The following is a 16,528-nucleotide window of genomic DNA, read 5'->3' as shown; positions in this document are numbered from 1 at the left end:
GGTTGCCGGTAAACCTTGTTTGCAACGCTCATGCCACGCTTTTGTTCAACGCTGAAGTCGCCGGTTTGCGGGGCTTTGCGCGATCTTGGGGGGCGCGGCGCAGGGCCGATTGCTGCTGGAGCAGCAATCGATCAGCAAGGGCTCTGGGGGATCAGCAACAGTGGCAGCCACTTTTGCCGCGGGCCAATCTCAAGCCGGGTGCAGTGCCTGCGAGCGCGCATACGTGCGGTACAGCGATGCATACACACCGCCCTTGGCCAGCAATGCGCTGTGATTGCCCAGTTCCACCAGTTTGCCGTTGCCGACCACGGCAATGCGGTCGGCATCGCGAATGGTGGCCAGACGGTGGGCAATGATGATCGCGGTGCGGCCTTGGCACAGCTTGCGCAAGGCTTTTTGAATGCGCCGTTCGGTGTGGATATCCACCGCCGAGGTGGCTTCGTCGAGCACCAGCACCGCCGGGTCGGCCAGGTAGGCGCGGGTCAGACAGACGAGTTGCCGTTGCCCGTGGCTAAGGTGTGCACCAAGCGCCCCCACTTCGGTGTGATACCCATGCGCCAGACGCTCCAGCACCTCACTGGCTCCCAATTCCTGCGCCGCCGCGATCAGTTGTGCATCGCTGGCCCCGGGACTTGCCAGGCGCAGGTTGTCGAGGACGCTGCCGCTGAATAGCACGTTGTCCTGCAGCACCACGCCAACATTGCGCCGCAGGTGCTGTTGGCTCAGGTGCCGGATGTCGATGCCGTCGAGTTTTACCGTGCCGTGCTGCACGTCATAAAAGCGCGTGAGCAATTGCACCAAGGTGCTTTTGCCATGCCCTGATGGGCCGACAATCGCCAGCACTTCACCCGCCGGAATATGCAGGTCAAAATCATCGATCACAGGCCGGGAGCCCGGTACATAGGCGAACCCCACGCGTTCGAAGTCCACTGCACCTCGGGCTTTTTCAAGGGCCACCGGCGTATGGCTGTCGGTGATTTCCGGTTGGGTGTCGAGTAGCAGGAAAATCCGCTGTGCCGACGCCGAGCCGGTCGCGTAACGTTCAAATAAGTCCGAGAGTTCTTGCAGCGGCCCCAGAAACAACATCACGTAAAACAAGCTCTCGGCCACTTGCCCGACCGTCAGTTGGCCTTGTGCCAGGCCGTAGGCGCCGAGCATCAGCAAGACCGCCATACCCAGCGCGGCAAGGAGCCCGGTGAACGGGGCAAACCAGCCCGAGCGCAGGTTGCCGCCGATCAGTGCATCGTTGAAGTCTTCGAGCAAGCGCCGATAGCGTTGCTGGTTGGGTTGCTGCTGCACGCATTGCTGGATCATCCGTGCCCCGGCCACGGTTTCGACCAGGTGTGCGGTAAAGCGGCTGCGGTTTTCTGCCACTTTGGCCCAGGTGCGCTGCGAGATGCGTTTGAAGCCCCAGGTGGCGAAGAACAACAGCGGGACGATGCTCGCCAGACTGAAGAAAAACAGCGGCGAAATCAGCCACAGCATCACCGACGCGACACCGCAGCGCAGAAGTGCGCCCAGCAGTTCCGGAGGCCCTTGAATCAACAGCGATTCGAGGCTGTCGACGTCCCGGTCGGCGCGCGAAATGATGCGCCCGGCCTTGGTCCGGTCGAAGTAGCCAATGCTCAGGGCCTGAACGTGGCTGAAGACCCGGATGCGCAGCTCATTAAGGACGCGGATGGCTGCGCTGCCAGCGACGTATTGCGAGATCCCGGCCAATACAAAGCGTGCGCTCCAGGTCATGAAAAGGCCAACCCCGAGCATGGCAACTAATGAGGTGTTGAGCAGCCATTGGTTGTCCTGATGGACCAGCCCGCGATCCAGCAGTTCGCGCACGAACCAGGGCCGCAAAAACACCGCAAACACCAGCAGCAGTTCCAGCACAATGACGGCGGCAATGCGCCCGCGCACCGGGCCGAGCAAGGGCAATAGCCGAGTGAACATGCTGCGGTCCAGGGCTTTTTTGGCCAGCGACTCTTCAATCTCAATGTCGCTGAGGGCTTTTCCAGGTAAGGCATTAGCCATGCTCGACTCCCAGCAGATCACGATAAAAAGCGTTGCGCTGCACCAGTTCGGCATGGCGACCGCTGTCGGCGATGTGGCCATCTGCGAGCAGCAGCACGCGGTCGGCCAGCAATAGAGTGGAGAGCTTGCTGGAGATGATCAGCAAAGTGGTGCCGCGTCCTTGGTCTTGCAGCAAGCTGCGGATGTTCTCGATCACCCGCCGCTCAGTCACCGAGTCCAGCGCGCTGGTGGCGTCGTCAAGGCACAGAATGTCCGGTTTCGCCAACCATGCGCGGGCCAGGTTGATGCGCTGGCGCTGGCCGCCAGACAAGGTCACGCCACGGTCGCCGAGCGCGGTATTGAGGCCCTGCGGTAAACGTTCGAGCACATCGTCTGCGGCTGCCATGCTCAGCCCCCAGCGCAGGGTTTCATCACTGGCATCGGGGGCGGCAAGGCGTAAGTTGGCGGCGAGGGTATCGGAAAACAAAAAGCTCTCTTGAGGCACTACATGCACGCGCTGGCGCAGTTCATCCAACTTGAGCGTGCGCACGTCTTGCCAGCCATCGCGGCTCGACCCGACGAGCACGGCGCCCTGTTCGGCATCGGTCAAACGTGGCAGCAGGCTGGCCAACACGCTTTTGCCAGCACCCGTGGCGCCCACCAGGGCAACGACTTCGCCGGGCTGCACGGTCAGGCTGCACTGGTGCAGAATGCGTTGCCCGCCCCCCGGTGCCTCAACGCTGACCCGTGCAAGGCACAACCCTAGCGGGGCTTTGGAGAGAGGCTCGCTGGCGCTTTGAATGGCCAATGGCGCGTCGAGCAATTGCCAGATGCGCTCTGCCGAAGCTCGCGCATCGGCGAATACCTGCATCACTCGGCCAATGCCTTCGATACGAAAAATCAGCGTGGTGACAATCAACAGCGAGGTCACCCATTCGCCCACCCCTAGCCGGCCGTCACGCACCAGGCAGGCGCCGTAGATAAATATCCACACGTGGCTCAGCGCGACCACTACCTGTGGCAGCGGGATACGTGAACTGGCAAAGGCCAGGGCCAGGCGTGCCTGCTCGGCAAAAAAGTCGACTTGTTGGTTGAAACGCTCAATACGCCCGGCTTCCAGGGCAAATGACTTGATCACGCGGACCCCGCCAATCCCTTCGCTCAGGTCTTGATTGACCCGGTCATAGGCAGCCCCCACTTCGCGGTCGAGCACCAGCAGCCGTTCGGTCTGGCGTACAAATATCCACAGCCCCACACCTGTCAGCAGCAGAGGCACCAGCCCGAGCCACAGGTTATAGCCGATCAGCAGACCGACAGTGGCCAGCACGATGAGTGGGGTTTCCACCAGTTGTCGCCAAAAACTGATCAAGGCGTCACGCAATTTATCGGCATCGCGGGTGGTGCGGCTGATCATTTCGCCCATGCCGTGTTGCCAGTGATAACCCAGGTGCAGGCTTTGCACGTGTTGCAGGATGCGCTCGCGCAATCGGGTCAACAGCGCCTGGCTGAGGATCAATGACAGGACGCCAGCGCTGTACTGGGCGATGCCGCGTATCAAAGCGACGCCCAGCAGCAGCCACAGCCAGAACCACGCTCGGCTGGCGTCGAGGTTGCCATCGGCGAGGCGGACCACGGCGTGACCATTGTTGACCTCATTCAGAGCATTGCCGATTAACCATTGCTGCAGGGCTAACCCACCGCTGACCACTACAAACAGCGCTGCGGTCAAGGTAAAGCGCCAAGGCATTTCTCGGTAGATCAGCAGGCTTCGCAGCAAGGGATAGTGCTTGATCATGGGTTCCATTCTTTGTGGACCGATACGCGGATCGTCAAAACCCCGCAGACACTGACGTGTGTGCGGGGTGGTATGAAGGGGTGAAACGCAGGGCTGAGTTTCAGCCAGCGGCCTTGAGGCCAGCCGTGACCGGCGCGGTCTCGGCTACAGGGCGCTGGTGCACAAGCGGCAGCACTTCCTGGCCAATACGCAAGGCTTCTTCCAGGTGCGGGTTACCGGCCAGGATAAAGGTCGAGAAACCGGCATCGCGGTACTCGGCCAGCCGCTCGGCAACGTTCTCGTGGCTGCCCACCAGGCCAATGGTGGGGCCGGGTTTGGCCTTGCCGAAACCGGCCCACAGGTTGGGTCCGATGATCAGGTCTTCGAAGCGTTGGGAGTTCTGGTGGTAGGCGGTTTGCCGGGCGGCACCCACGGAGTCCGAACCGCTGGCGAAGTTCTTGATGAAGTCGCTGGTCTTGGCGTCGATACGCTCGTATTGGCGGCGCAAGTCTGACCAGGCGGCCTCTTCGGTCTCGCGGGCGAACAAGTCGATACGAATGCCGAAACGGACTTCGCGGCCTTGTTTGTCGGCCAGTTCGCGCACGCGCTCGATGTGCGGCTTGAGTTTATCCACCGGCTCGGCCCAGTTCAGGTAAACGTCTGCATGGCGGGCGGCAACGTCCAGTGCCGGGTCGGAAAACCCTGAGAAGTACACCCCCGGCTTGCGCTCTTTGGTCAGTCCGCGTGGCAGCGAGCCGTTTTCCAACTGGTAGATATCGCCCTGATAAGAGAACGATTCGTTCTCCCACAGACCCTTGATGATGTCGAGGAACTCGCCGGTGCGCTGGTAGCGTTTGTCGTGTTCCAGAAAGTCTCCGTTGGCCCGCTGTGACGCCGGGTTGCCGCCGGTGATGATGTTCCAGTCCAGGCGCCCGTGGCTGAGGTTTTGCAGAATCGCCGCTTGCTGCGCGGCATAGGCGGGCAGGGTCCAGGTGGCCTGGAAGGCGATCAGAAACTTGATACGGCGGGTTTCGCGGGCCAGTGCGGCAGCCGCGATCCATGGCTCAGGGCCGGTGGGCAGCAGTGCGCCTTCAAAGCCTGCCAGCTCAGCGGCTTTGGCCACCTGAGCGATGTAGTCGATATAGGTGAAGCCGTCAGGTTCGCCATTGGGCAAGCGGCCGGGGGCGATATTGCCGGGGCGGTAAATCGCACTGCCACGGGTGTTTTTATCACTTGCCAAATCATGCCCATCACTGCCCAGAGGCAGGCGCCAGAAGAACTCGGTACTCATGAATAACTCCAGAGTGACAGTGGTCGGGCTCATCACCTCGAGAGCCGCGTTACCGAGGTAATTGCAACGCCTGTGCCAAGGCCCCGGAGCCCTCTGGATCGGGGCTTTGCACAATGGCCCCGGGTGTGATTGCTGGTGCAGCAGCAATTGATCAGCACGTCATGCTGGCACCGCAGCAAGATCAACAGCAGGTGGCGGAATAATTCTCTGATCTTTAATAAATGTCTTTTAAAACAACGCGTTAATTTTTGTGTCGGGGCTGGCACAGGAAGTGCTGTGTAGCGGGCATGCCCGGATTTTCGCCCGGCATTACTAATCGATTAGCTGGAGCCTACGCCATGACCCACTCGTTGACCGTTGAACAACTGAGCTTCCTTGAGCAAGCCAAACGCGATTTTGCCAAAGCGACTCGTGTGCTGAAAAACACCCGTACGCTGACCGCTACCAATACCTTCCAGGCGTATGTGCGAGTGCCGCAAACCCGTTTGGTGATTGCCCTGCATGCGCCCGGCCCGTGGGCAGATGACGAAGAGATCCGCGCCGTGGTCGCTGACTACGACGGCGAGGTGTATGTGGACGAATCGGTTGAAGGCCCGCTGAGCGGCCGCAAGGCAGGGGGCAATGGCAAGCGTTATGCGGCGATCTTTGCCCAGCGCCCGGAAGTGAACGTGGTGACGCATGTGCACACGCCATGGCTGGGTGGTTGGGCCAGCGCGCATCAAGTGCTGCCGATTCGCTATGCGGCCTCGCAACGGGTGACCTTGGCCCGCGAGTTGCCGATCTACATTGACCGTCGACAGCCCGAGGCTGATTTCATTGTGCAGAACCTGGAAGCGAACCCGCACTTGCCGGCGATTCTGGAAGCCAACGGCGGCGCAACCTTCTGGGGCACAGGAATTATTCAAGTGGCCAAGTTGATCTTGTTGATTGAAGAAGGCGCCTGGTTCCAGGGCCTGGCCGAAGGCTTGGGCGGTTCCAAAGAGTTTGGCCCAGGGGTTCTGGAGCAGCAGTGGAACATGACCGGCCTGTGGGCCGAGGGTAAAAAGTTGCTGGAAAACGCGGCTTAAGGTCCAGCCAAACGGCAGGAGCGAGCTTGCCTCTCGATCTTTGACACGGTCAAAAGATCGCGAGACAAGCTCGCTCCTTCAGGGTGTCGATTACTTCCACTCCTCGGTGAGGATGAGGTTCTTCAGGCCCTGTTTGACGAAGCGGTCGTCGAGCAAGTTATCCACATTGACGTCTTTGCGGATCAACTTGGACTGCAAGCTATAGGCGATGCCGTCGGCGTAGTGCTGGCGCAAGGTGGCGTTGATCAACGGGCTGAAGTGATCTTTCCAGGCTTCACCTTGCACTTCGCGCAGCAGCACGCTTTGCGGCTGGCCCGATTGCGAGAGCAGGGCGATGTACTCGGCCTTGTGCTCATCTTGCGAGGCCCATTTCAACGCTTTCAGGTAAGCATCGACCACCAGTTGCGTGACCTCGGGGTTTTGCGCGATGAAGTCTTTGGCGCCAAACAATTCGGCTCGCATTTTCCAGTCCAGAGGTGCCTGTTTGCTGGACCAAATGATCTTGCCGACTTTTTTGTCTTCCAGCAAAAAGGCGTCACTCAAGGTGAATAACCCGTCGATTCGCCCCGCACTCAACGCCGCACCACCGGCCTGGGGGTTGAGGTTGAACAGGCGGAAATCGTCGAACGCCAAGTTGCGCGACTCCAGCAGTTTGGCAAAGGACAGCTCCCAAGGCCGACCCCGATGCAGGGCAACGCGTTTGCCTTTCAGGTCATCAATCGAGGTGGCCGTCGAGTCGGGCGGCACTACCAGGTAAACGTTGTTGCCGATGCCGCCTGCGGCAATCAGTTGGGTCGCAACGCCGGAAGCATTGAGGATGATGCTCGGCAGGTCGCCGTAGAACGCAAAGTCGATGCGTTTGTTGGCGAACTCTTCATTCACGAACGTGCCCACCGATGCGGTGGCGGCCGGCACCCATTGCAGTTCGACGCCGCGTTGTGCCAGTTGCTCTTTGAGCCACGGGTCTTTGTCCATCAAATAGGTGGGGCCGTTGAACGTGATTTTGCCCGCGTTGGAGTACGCGACGGTAGCAATGCGCACGGTCTTCAAGGGCTCGGCGGCGTAACTTGCGGAGCTGGCCAGCAGCCCCAGCATCAGCAACGGGCTTAACAGAAAGCGCGAAAATTTCATAAGACGGTCTGCCTTGTAGAGCGGCGATCGGAAGTTTTCCGGTCGCCGGGGTTGATCAGAAACGGCTGGTCACGGAGATACCCACGGTGCGCGGGTCGCCAAACATCACCCCGGCACTCTGGTAGCCGCCGGGCAAGGTGTGGCTGCGATACTCCTTGTCGGTCAGGTTGTGCACATAAGCGGTAACTTCGCTTTTGGCGCCTGCCAGCTCATACGTGACCCGTGCGTTGCCCAGGGTATAACCGCCGCTGCGCATGCCCTGGCTCTGGTCGTTGGTGAAGAAGTACTGTCGACTGCGGGTGTCCCAGTCGGTGCCGAGAATGATTGCACCCCCCACGTTCAGCGCGATTCGGTAGTCGGCGCCAATCACCGCCGACACATTGGGTGCCCGCACGAACGTGTTGCCCGAGTAATCGTTGCTGCCCGAGGTGTAATCGGTAAATTCGGTGTGCAGCAAACCCAAACCGAAGTTGACGTGCAGGTTTTCGACGGGGATGGCTTCGAGCTCGAATTCGGCGCCATACACTTCACCCTGCGCACCGTTGGCCAAACGGGACACGGTCTGGTTGTTGATCGCGCTCACGATGTTTAACTGGATGTCCGAGTAGTCGTAATAAAACGCGCTGGCGTTGGCATTCAAGCGGCCATCGAACCATTCGGATTTAAAGCCCAGTTCATATGCGGTCAGGTATTCCGGATCTACGGTGGCCACGGTCGACTGGGTGGTGACGCCAGCGTTATACCCCCCGGAACGGAAGCCCTTGGAATAACGCAAGTACACACGGGCATGGTCTGAAAGCTTGTACTCAGGGGTGACGTCGTAGGTCCAGTCACTCCAGGTATTGCTGTCATCTTGCACGGCGGTGATGCCCAAGGGCGTGGTGACATTGCCGGGTTTCCACCAGTTACCGCCAGCAAATCCGGCCTGGCCGATGTTGGCCACGCGGTTGAGGTCGATGGATTTACGCTCGCGGGTCCAGCGCAGGCCGCCGGTGAGGCTGAAGGCTTCGGTGAAGTTGTAGGTCACGCTGCCAAACAACGCGTAGCTCTCGCTGGTCTGGTCGTAGGCGACACGGTTGTAGTAGCGGCTCACGTACGTGTTATCCAGCGCGGCGCTGGCGGTTTTGGCGTCCAGGTCTTCGTGGAAGTAATGGAAGCCGGCCACCCAGTTCAAGCGGTCAGTACGTGGCGAGGTCAGGCGAAACTCTTGTGACAGCTGACGACTGTCGACGTAGGCGTAGCCGCGTTGAAGTTCCAGCGGGGTGTTGTCGCTGTCGCTGACGCCTTCGCGGTTAAATGCTTCGATGGCGCTGATCGAGGTGAGTTGCAGGTCGCCCAATTGCCAGTTGAGGTTGAGGTTGGCACCGTCCTGCTTGATGTTCGCGCGGTTCTTGGCGTTGTAGTAAACGCTGCCTTGCTTGGGGTCGACGTGATAGCCGAACTGGTTATTGCCGTTGGGGCCTATGCCGTAGTTGACCGAGCTGGAGCTGCCGGTGTCGTGATAGCGGCGACTGTGAACGTTCAGGTTGGCCTCCAGATCATCCGACAGCACGGCTAGCAACTGCAGACGAATCGCATCATCCTCCAGCGCGCCCTGATCGTTGTCTTTGGCCTTGTTCTCGTTGTAGCCGTCGTTGCCTTGATGACGGATCGAAACCCTGGCGGCGAGTTTGTCCTCGATCAGCGTATCGCCGTAGGCACCTTCTACTGCACGGTTGGCGTAGTTGCCGACATCGACCTTAAAGTAGCCGTCCTCTTTAAAGGACGGTTTTTTTGAGATGAAGTTGATCGCGCCGCCTGTGGTGTTCTTGCCCCACAACGTGCCCTGTGGCCCGCGCAACACTTCGACCCGGTCCAGATCGAACAGCGGGAAACCTGTCGCGCTGATGTTCGAGATATACACATCGTCCATGTAGATTCCGACCGGGCTGACTGTGTTGGCGCCCTGATCGCCCGTGCCCAGACCGCGGATCCACCAGCGTGGGCGGCCATGCCCGTCGACGGTGCCGGCCGAAGCGTTGGGAATATAGCGGGTGATTTCATTCGCTGAGTTCAATGACGCCTGGCGGATTTTTTCGCCGCTGAGCACCGAGACGGGGGCAGGCACTTCCTGCACGCTTTCTTCGCGTTTTTGTGCGGTGACCGTGACCTTTTCAAGGGTTGCGGAAGGGGTGGCAGAAGCCTGCGGGTCGACGTTGTCGTCGGCGATGAGGTAGGTGCTGTTAAGACTTAAGGCGATAGCCATCGATAAGGTGGTTCGACTAAACATGATGCTCCCTGTGACTGTTGGATCAAGCGTTAAACGCGCTCGAAATGGCCAGTTTCAGGCCAGTACCTTGGCCCGTTAACAGGGGGTATTGCAGCAACCGTACCGAGATTGAAAACGGCTGATTAAAAACGTAAGTAACTGAAAGTAAATGTAAAAAAATAGCGTGCCAACGCGGGAAAAGAGGGCAGGGTTGCTGGTACAAAAGCACCTGCTGCGAGGGTGCTGCAAGAGCAGCACCCCGGCCGCCTTACGCAGGCACTAACGGGCTGGATTCGTTGCGTTTAAAACCCAGCGGCAACAGGAACAACGGCAGCAGGCTGGAGACAATCAACGCGACGAAAAACGGCACACGGGTCGGCAAGGCGAACAGCGGATAGAGCAGTACCGGCCCCAGAAACATCGAGATGTACAGCGCTTGCTCGGCAATGCCGCCTGCGCCCATGACGTCGCCATTGCGGGTCATTTTCGGGATGCTGGTGAACACCCAGGCCACCACGAAACTGCTGAAAAAGCCTTGCGCCACTTTGGCGGCAATCGCCACGTCAACGCTCACCCCAGGGATAAACACCAGCACCTCAAGCGTCACGCCAATCAAGGCACCGGCGATGACGCTGATGGGCCCGATGACGCGCAGGTTGAGGATAAAACCGGCGAACAGTCCGGCCACCACACTGGACAGGATGCCCACGGTCGAGATCACGCCGATGGTCGCGGGCGCGACTTTGAGCACGTGAATCAAGTAGTCCGGGGTGATGGTGATCAACCCGAGGGCCACGGTCAGTGGTGCTCCCACCGCTGCTCCCAGGCGCAGGGCAGACGGGTCGGCGTAAATCTTGAAAACCTGGGACAGCGGTTTGCGTTCGGCGCGGTTGGCCAGGTTGATCGACGGCAGCAGCGGCGTGGCCAGTAACAGCAGCAACAAAATCACCGCATGGCCGCTGAACGCGATGCGCCATTGGCCGTTGTCGCCGCCGATGTAGGGCGACACGGCAAAAATCGCAATCGCTCCGCCCAGTGGCGATGCCACCGACCAGAACGCCAGGGCGCTGGTGCGGCGTTTACCGTGGGTGGTGTGCACCAGTAGCGCCAGCGCGGCCAGCACGACGCTGATATAACCGGCGCCTTCGATAACACGCAGGGTCAATAAGGTCGAAAACTCAGTGGTCTGGCTGGCCAGGTAACTGCACACGGCTGCGACGATCAGGCCGAAGATGATGGCGCGTCGCTCGCCCACGCGCGCCACCCCCCAGTTGACGACCGGCGAAGCGATCGCCGCAACGATGGCCACAGCCGACACCACCCAACTGGCGTGAGAAGGGCTGACCGAATAGGCTTTGGCGATGTCGGCGATCAGCAGAATGGTTTTACCGTGGCACGCCGCGATAATCACGGCGAAGGCAAGGGTCAAGATAATCGAGGGCCAGCTACCGGGGCGCATAAGAAATCCTTCATCAGAAATAAATCAAACCGTGTAGGCGCGAGCGTTTTAAAGGATCAAAAGCTCGCTCCAACAGAGGCGTTTAAACCGCCGGGCGAGCGATGTTGAGCACTTGCAGGTCACTGAAGGCTTCATAGCCGCGCAACCCGCCTTCGTAGCCAAGACCGCTCCATTTGTAGCCGCCTTTCGGTGCGCCGGGTTGCACTTCAAGGTGCTGGTTGACCCAGGCCAAACCTGCATCCAGACGCCGCGCAATGGCCTCGCCGCGGGCGATGTCACGGGTCCATACCGAGGCGCCCAAGCCGTAAGGGCTGGCGTTGGCCTGGCGGATGGCGTCTTCGACGTCGCTGAACGGGATCACTGGCAGCACCGGCCCGAACTGTTCTTCGTCTACCAACGCAACGCCTGCGCCAATCCCGCTGACGATGGTCGGGGCAAAGAAATAGCCCGGGCCTTCAGGCTGCTCGCCACCGCTATGGATCACTGCGCCGTGCTTGCGGGCATCGGCCAGCAGCGCCTTGACGCGCTCCAACTGCTGGCGATTGGTCAATGGCCCAAGCTCGGTTTGCGCGTCGAGGCCGTGGCCCAGACGAGTTTTTTCGGCACGGGCGACCAACGCGTCGATCAGGGGCTGGAACAGGCTTTCGTGGACATACAGGCGCTTGATCGCGAAGCACACCTGGCCGCTGTTCCAGAACGCGCCCCAGAACAACGTTTCGGCAATGGCCGGTATGTCAGCGTCTTCGAGCACCAGCGCGGCATCATTGCCGCCCAACTCCAGCGTCAGGCGCTTGAGGTCACTGGCGGCGCCCGCGTACAGACGTTTGCCGGTGGCGACGCTGCCAGTGAAGGTGATGTGGCGAACCAGAGGGTGACTGCTGAGTTGCTCACCGACTTCACCGTCACCGGCGACGATATTCAGAACGCCCGCCGGGAACACGTCTTTGAGCAGTTGGCCCAGCAAAAGGGTCGACAGCGGGGTGTGCTCCGATGGTTTTGCCACCACAGTGTTGCCCGCGTGCAGCGCCGGGGCGAGTTTGAGCACCAGCAAAATGATCGGCACGTTCCACGGCGTGATTGCCGCGACCACACCCAGCGGGCGACGCTCAATGCTTGCCCGGCGCTGCTCGTCGTCGCGCAGTATTTCGGCGCCCGGCGCTTCGAAATGGGCGTAGTAATCGAACGTAGCCGCTGCGCCCGCGACTTCACCAAGGGTAAAGCGCAGAGGGCGACCTTGCTCGCGGCTGATCAGTTCGGCCAACGACTGGCTGTTTTCACGCAGCACCGAGGCTGCGAGTGCCAAGGCCGTGCGTCGGGCTTGCGGGTTTGCCGCCCAATCCGTAAAGGCGTTATGGGCGGAGTTCACAGCGGTATCGACCTGTGCCTGACTAGCGCGTGCGGCGTAGCCGACGACCTGCTCAGTGGCCGGGTCGAGCACTTCATCGTCCTGCTTGCCGGGGTGCAATTGTCCATCGATCAACAAGGCGTAGTGAGTCATGGGGAGATCCTCAGGCGTTAGCCAGAATAAGGTCGGAGAGTTTTTCGGCGATCATCACCGTGGGCAGGTTGGTGTTGGCGGTCGGAATCACCGGGATGACGGAGGCATCGGCGACGCGCAAACCCTGTACGCCCAATACGCGCCCGGCAGGGTCAACCACCGCCAGCGGGTCATCGGTGCGGCCGATACGGCATGTCCCGCTGGCGTGCCACACACCGCCCACATGGGTGCGCAGGTAGCGTTCAAGGGCGTCATCGTCGGCCAGCAAGTCGGCCAGCAGCGGGCCCTCCAGTGTTGTCTCGGCAAAGCGGTTCAAGCGTGGCGGGCCGCTGAATGCTGCGACTTCGGGGCTGGCAAAAACCTTGGCCAGCAACCGCAGGCCTTCACGCAGGCGCTCAAGGTCGCGGCGATCAGAGAGCAGGTTGAACTCAACGTGCGGGTAATCTGTCGGGTCGTTGCTGTGTAGGCTCAGGTGCCCGGTGGAGTCTGGTTTGTTGACCCACAGCACGGCGCCTGCCGTGCCCAATGCCGCGTTGCGGACGATCCCCAGGTACAAATCCCCCGGCACATCCGGGTTGACCCCGGACGAGACCCGCGCCGCCAGCAAGTGTGCAGAACCCGGCTCATCGCTCGCCGGGAGGTTGTCATGCAGGCGCGCGGTGAGCCCGATGGAGCTGTGGTCCCATAAATTCTGGCCCACGCCCGGGCGGTCGGCGATCACGCTGATGCCCAGGTCGCGCAACTGATCGGCGGGGCCAATGCCGGCCCTTAGCAGTAACGCGGGGGATTGCAGGGCGCCCGCCGCCAGGATCACTTCGCTGGCGCTGACGTCCAGCAGTTGGCCGTTGCGTAGCACGTTGACGCCGGTAACGGTCTGTCCGTTCAGGCGAAGTGCCTGGACTTGAGTGTGGGTCCACAGCGTCAGGTTGCTGCGTGAGCGCACCTCGGGGTTGAGGTAGGCCCGTGCGCTGGATACCCGTTGTTGGTATTCGATGCTGACGGCGGGTGCAAAATAGCCGTCTTCGAAGCGTCCGTTCTGGTCGACGATATTGTCCAGCCCCAGGCTGTGCAATGCATTGGCAGACGCACGGGTGAAACTGCCCCAGCGTCGCGAGTCAATTCGGGCTATTGGCAGTGGGCCGCTGTGACCGTGCTGTTCAGGGTCGCTCAGGCCAAAGTCGATGTCATGTTCCAGCTTGCGGAAGTACGGCAGTACGCCTTGCCAGCCCCAGCCTTCGGCGCCTTGTTCGGCCCATTGGTCGTAATCGCGGGGCAGGCCGCGGTTGGCGACCATCATGTTGACGCTTGAGCCGCCGCCCAGAATGCGCCCTTGCTCGTAACGCTGCGGGTCGCGCGGGATGTCCGGGTGCTGGCTGGCGCGCAATACGTTCAGACCCGGCCAGAAAAACCGATCGCCCGCCTGGCGTGGCAGCCAGGGTTGCAGGCCGTCAAGAATCTCGTTCGGGGTATTGTTGTCAGGGGTGTCGGCGCCCGCTTCGATCAGCAGCACGCGTTTGTCTGCACGCGCCGACAGTCGATTGGCCAGCACGCTGCCCGCAGTGCCGCCTCCCACGATGATGTAGTCGTAATGCTCAGTGCTCATGCTGGCTCCTCGGGGCGGCGGTTTTGCCAACCGCCCCTTTTAGCTGGGGACGGTTAGAAACCAACACTCACGGAGGCCACCAGCGAGCGCGGCTGGCCTCGATAGTATTGAGGCGCGCCGAAGAAGTTTGCGTCGCTTGGATCGGCGTCGATGGTGCCGGACTTCACGCCAGACAGGTATTGCTTGTTGAAGAGGTTGTTGGCGTTAAGGCTGACGGTGGTTTCCTTGAGCCCACTGACCAGGTCTTTGAAGCGATAACCCAGGTTCGCGTCGAAGACGGTGTAGCCGCTGATTTTCTGGTTATTGGCCAGATCACCGTAGTAGCTACCGGTGTAACGACCGAGGAAGTTGGCGTAGAAGGCCTGGTTGTCATAACCGATGCCTGCGTTGAACAACTGACGCGGGGTGTCGAAGAGCTGTTTGCCCTTGGTGTCTGCGCTATGGCCGCCCGCGCTGTAGTCCGAGTCTTGCTCGGCGCTGAGCAGGGTCAATGAGCTGAAGTAGTTGAAGTTGGCAGGCAGTTTGCCATTCACCGACAGCTCCAGGCCTTGGGTGGTGACGCTGCCCGCGTTGAAGTAGGAGGTCACGCCGGTCAGCTGTTGATACGCCGCCTGACGGTTTTTGAACTGGTCGTAGAACAATGCGGCGCTGACCAGGGTTTTGTCAGTGCTGTAGCGCCAGCCGATTTCCTGGTTCCAGGTCAGCTCGGGTTTCTGTTTTTCAACGCCATTGACGCTGCCGTATACCGAGGCAATGGCCGGTACACGCATGTTCGAGGTGGTGTTGTAGTAAAGCTGGTTTTCTTTATCAAGCTGGTAGCTGAGGCTCAGGCTCGGCAGGAAGCGGTTGTAGTCTTCGGTGTTGCTGTAACCCTTCAGGAGGTCATCGCCCTTGAGTTCAGTGTGCTGCCAGGCGAGGCCTGCGGTCAGGGTCAGGTCGCTGACAATGTTCCAGGTGTCCTGCAACCAGAGCTTTTGCGTGGTGATCTGGTTGGCCTGGTTGGTGTTGTAGTAGATGTTGCCGTTGCCATCGCGAATCGGTGTGCTGCCGTCGATGCTGGCCGGTTTGCCGTTGCCTTTGATCGGCGTGAAGATGAACTGGTTGCGGGCGTGGGTGTAGTCGGTCCACAGGCCTAGTTGCAGCACGTTGTTGTCGGCCAGGGTGAAGTCCAGGGTGTTGCTCGACCCGATGCGGTATTGGGTAGGCAATAATTGCAACGACGCGGGCACGACCGGATCCAGCGCATCGCCGTCGTGATTGACGTCGGTGCCCAGCTTGGTTTCGTTGACCGCTGCGGTGGCGATGGACGCGGTGCCGTCCGTGACCCGGACGTAATACGGGTTCACCTTCAGTTGCACACCGTCCGACAGGTTGAACACACCGTTCAGGCCATAGGTCTGGATTTTAAAGTCGGCCCGCGAGTTGGGCGCACTTGGGCCGGGTACGGTAATGTCGGGCACGCCGTTAATGCCGCCCTCCGTGGGGTAAGCCTTGGTTGGGTAGCCGTGGTCATATTTGTTGGCGCGGTATTGCGCCAGCGTGGGCGACAGATAGCTGTTGGTGCGCATCAGGAAACTGGAAAACAGCGCGTTGATCTGGTTGCCGTCGCCCCACTTGTACTGCACGTTGCCTTCGAAGCGGTTGGACGACAATTCGCCGTCTGAGTCGTCCCACAAGTCGGCGGTGGTGCGCGAGGCCGACAACCAGGCGGACAGGCCATCGTGCTCGCCGGTGTTGACCCGCACGAACTCACGATAGAGGTTGTTGCTGCCGATGCTCTGTTTGTACAACACGCCGCTTTCTTGAGTGGGCGCGACGGATTTGATCTCGACGCTGCCACCGCTGGCCGTCAGGGTGGGTGCGTTAATGGAGGCGCCGCCGTAAATCACCGAGACCGATTCGTAGTTTTCCGGGTCGCCCATGAAGTCGGCATGCGGCGTAAGGAACTGTGGATCATTCAGCGGGATGCCGTCGCGGGTAAAGCCCAGTTGGTCCTGCGAGAAGCCCCGAATGTTCAGCGAGCCTTCGGTAATGCCGCTGGAGTCGCCACCGCTTGAGTGCACGCCGGGCAGGTACTTCAGCGCCCCGGTGACCGCACTGTCCAGGCCGACAAACTTTTGCAGTTGGGCCTTGGTGAGTGTGGCTTTAGATTCTGGCGCCTTCTCTTGTTTGGCATCGCCGACCAGTGTATCGGTGGCCTGGTTTTGCCCCTGGACAACGACGGTGTCGAGTACCGAGTCACTGGTTTGTGCGATGGCATGACCCGAGACCAACAGCGTCCCCGATATAGAAATCGCCAGCCCCGTTTGTTTGATTCCACTTAGATATTGCATGAGTGTATTCCCCGGTTTGTAAGCGTTTGAGGGGGAACTTTGCAAGCCATGTGCCATGGTGTTTGGTCCCGTGTTTACGGGGGGTAAAGCCATGTTTACGGGATGGTTGCTGATACAGCA

At 60.4% G+C, this 16,528-nt stretch carries 10 protein-coding genes; 1 reads left to right on the top strand and 9 read right to left on the bottom strand.

Features of this window, described 5'->3' with window-relative positions; genetic code table 11:
• Nucleotides 1-189: 189 nt before the first annotated feature.
• The 3 genes from TU84_RS22015 to TU84_RS22005 all read right to left on the bottom strand — a co-directional run bounded on the left by TU84_RS22015 (nt 190) and on the right by TU84_RS22005 (nt 5,069).
• Nucleotides 190-2,025: an ABC transporter ATP-binding protein gene (locus TU84_RS22015; protein WP_048372910.1), complete on the bottom strand. Its 1,836-nt coding sequence runs from the start codon at nt 2,023-2,025 to the stop codon at nt 190-192.
• Nucleotides 2,018-3,799: an ABC transporter ATP-binding protein gene (locus tag TU84_RS22010; protein WP_048372908.1), complete on the bottom strand. Its 1,782-nt coding sequence runs from the start codon at nt 3,797-3,799 to the stop codon at nt 2,018-2,020. The genes TU84_RS22015 and TU84_RS22010 overlap by 8 nt, the downstream gene beginning before the upstream one ends.
• 100 nt (nt 3,800-3,899) lie before the next feature.
• A complete protein-coding gene (locus TU84_RS22005; RefSeq protein WP_048372906.1) occupies nt 3,900-5,069 on the bottom strand; it encodes an LLM class flavin-dependent oxidoreductase in 1,170 nt (389 codons plus the stop codon).
• Nucleotides 5,070-5,407: 338 nt separating this feature from the next.
• On the opposite strand from TU84_RS22005, the gene TU84_RS22000 reads away from it, so the two are divergent.
• On the top strand, nt 5,408-6,136 hold the full coding sequence (locus tag TU84_RS22000) for a class II aldolase/adducin family protein (RefSeq protein WP_053225293.1): 729 nt from the start codon (nt 5,408-5,410) through the stop codon (nt 6,134-6,136).
• 90 nt (nt 6,137-6,226) lie between these two features.
• Here TU84_RS22000 and TU84_RS21995 read toward each other — a convergent pair whose 3' ends face one another.
• The 6 genes from TU84_RS21995 to TU84_RS21970 all read right to left on the bottom strand — a co-directional run bounded on the left by TU84_RS21995 (nt 6,227) and on the right by TU84_RS21970 (nt 16,408).
• Complete coding sequence (locus tag TU84_RS21995) at nt 6,227-7,267, bottom strand: ABC transporter substrate-binding protein (protein WP_053225292.1); 1,041 nt, start codon at nt 7,265-7,267, stop codon at nt 6,227-6,229.
• Nucleotides 7,268-7,322: 55 nt separating this feature from the next.
• Nucleotides 7,323-9,536 carry a TonB-dependent receptor gene (locus tag TU84_RS21990; RefSeq protein ID WP_048372904.1) on the bottom strand — a complete coding sequence of 738 codons (2,214 nt, stop codon included), beginning with the start codon at nt 9,534-9,536 and terminating at the stop codon, nt 7,323-7,325.
• A gap of 247 nt (nt 9,537-9,783) precedes the next feature.
• Nucleotides 9,784-10,974: an MFS transporter gene (locus TU84_RS21985; RefSeq protein ID WP_048372900.1), complete on the bottom strand. Its 1,191-nt coding sequence runs from the start codon at nt 10,972-10,974 to the stop codon at nt 9,784-9,786.
• Between the two features lie 82 nt (nt 10,975-11,056).
• A complete protein-coding gene (locus TU84_RS21980) occupies nt 11,057-12,472 on the bottom strand; it encodes an aldehyde dehydrogenase family protein (protein WP_048372899.1) in 1,416 nt (471 codons plus the stop codon).
• Nucleotides 12,473-12,482: 10 nt separating this feature from the next.
• Nucleotides 12,483-14,075 (bottom strand): GMC family oxidoreductase, encoded by a 1,593-nt coding sequence (locus tag TU84_RS21975; protein ID WP_048372898.1) that lies wholly within the window; start codon nt 14,073-14,075, stop codon nt 12,483-12,485.
• A gap of 53 nt (nt 14,076-14,128) precedes the next feature.
• Nucleotides 14,129-16,408, bottom strand: a complete 2,280-nt coding sequence (locus TU84_RS21970; protein WP_048372897.1) for a TonB-dependent receptor family protein — start codon at nt 16,406-16,408, stop codon at nt 14,129-14,131.
• Nucleotides 16,409-16,528: the final 120 nt, after the last annotated feature.

This window comes from Pseudomonas helleri, assembly GCF_001043025.1.
GTDB lineage: Bacteria > Pseudomonadota > Gammaproteobacteria > Pseudomonadales > Pseudomonadaceae > Aquipseudomonas > Aquipseudomonas helleri.
This window is presented reverse-complemented; position numbering and strand designations above follow the sequence as displayed.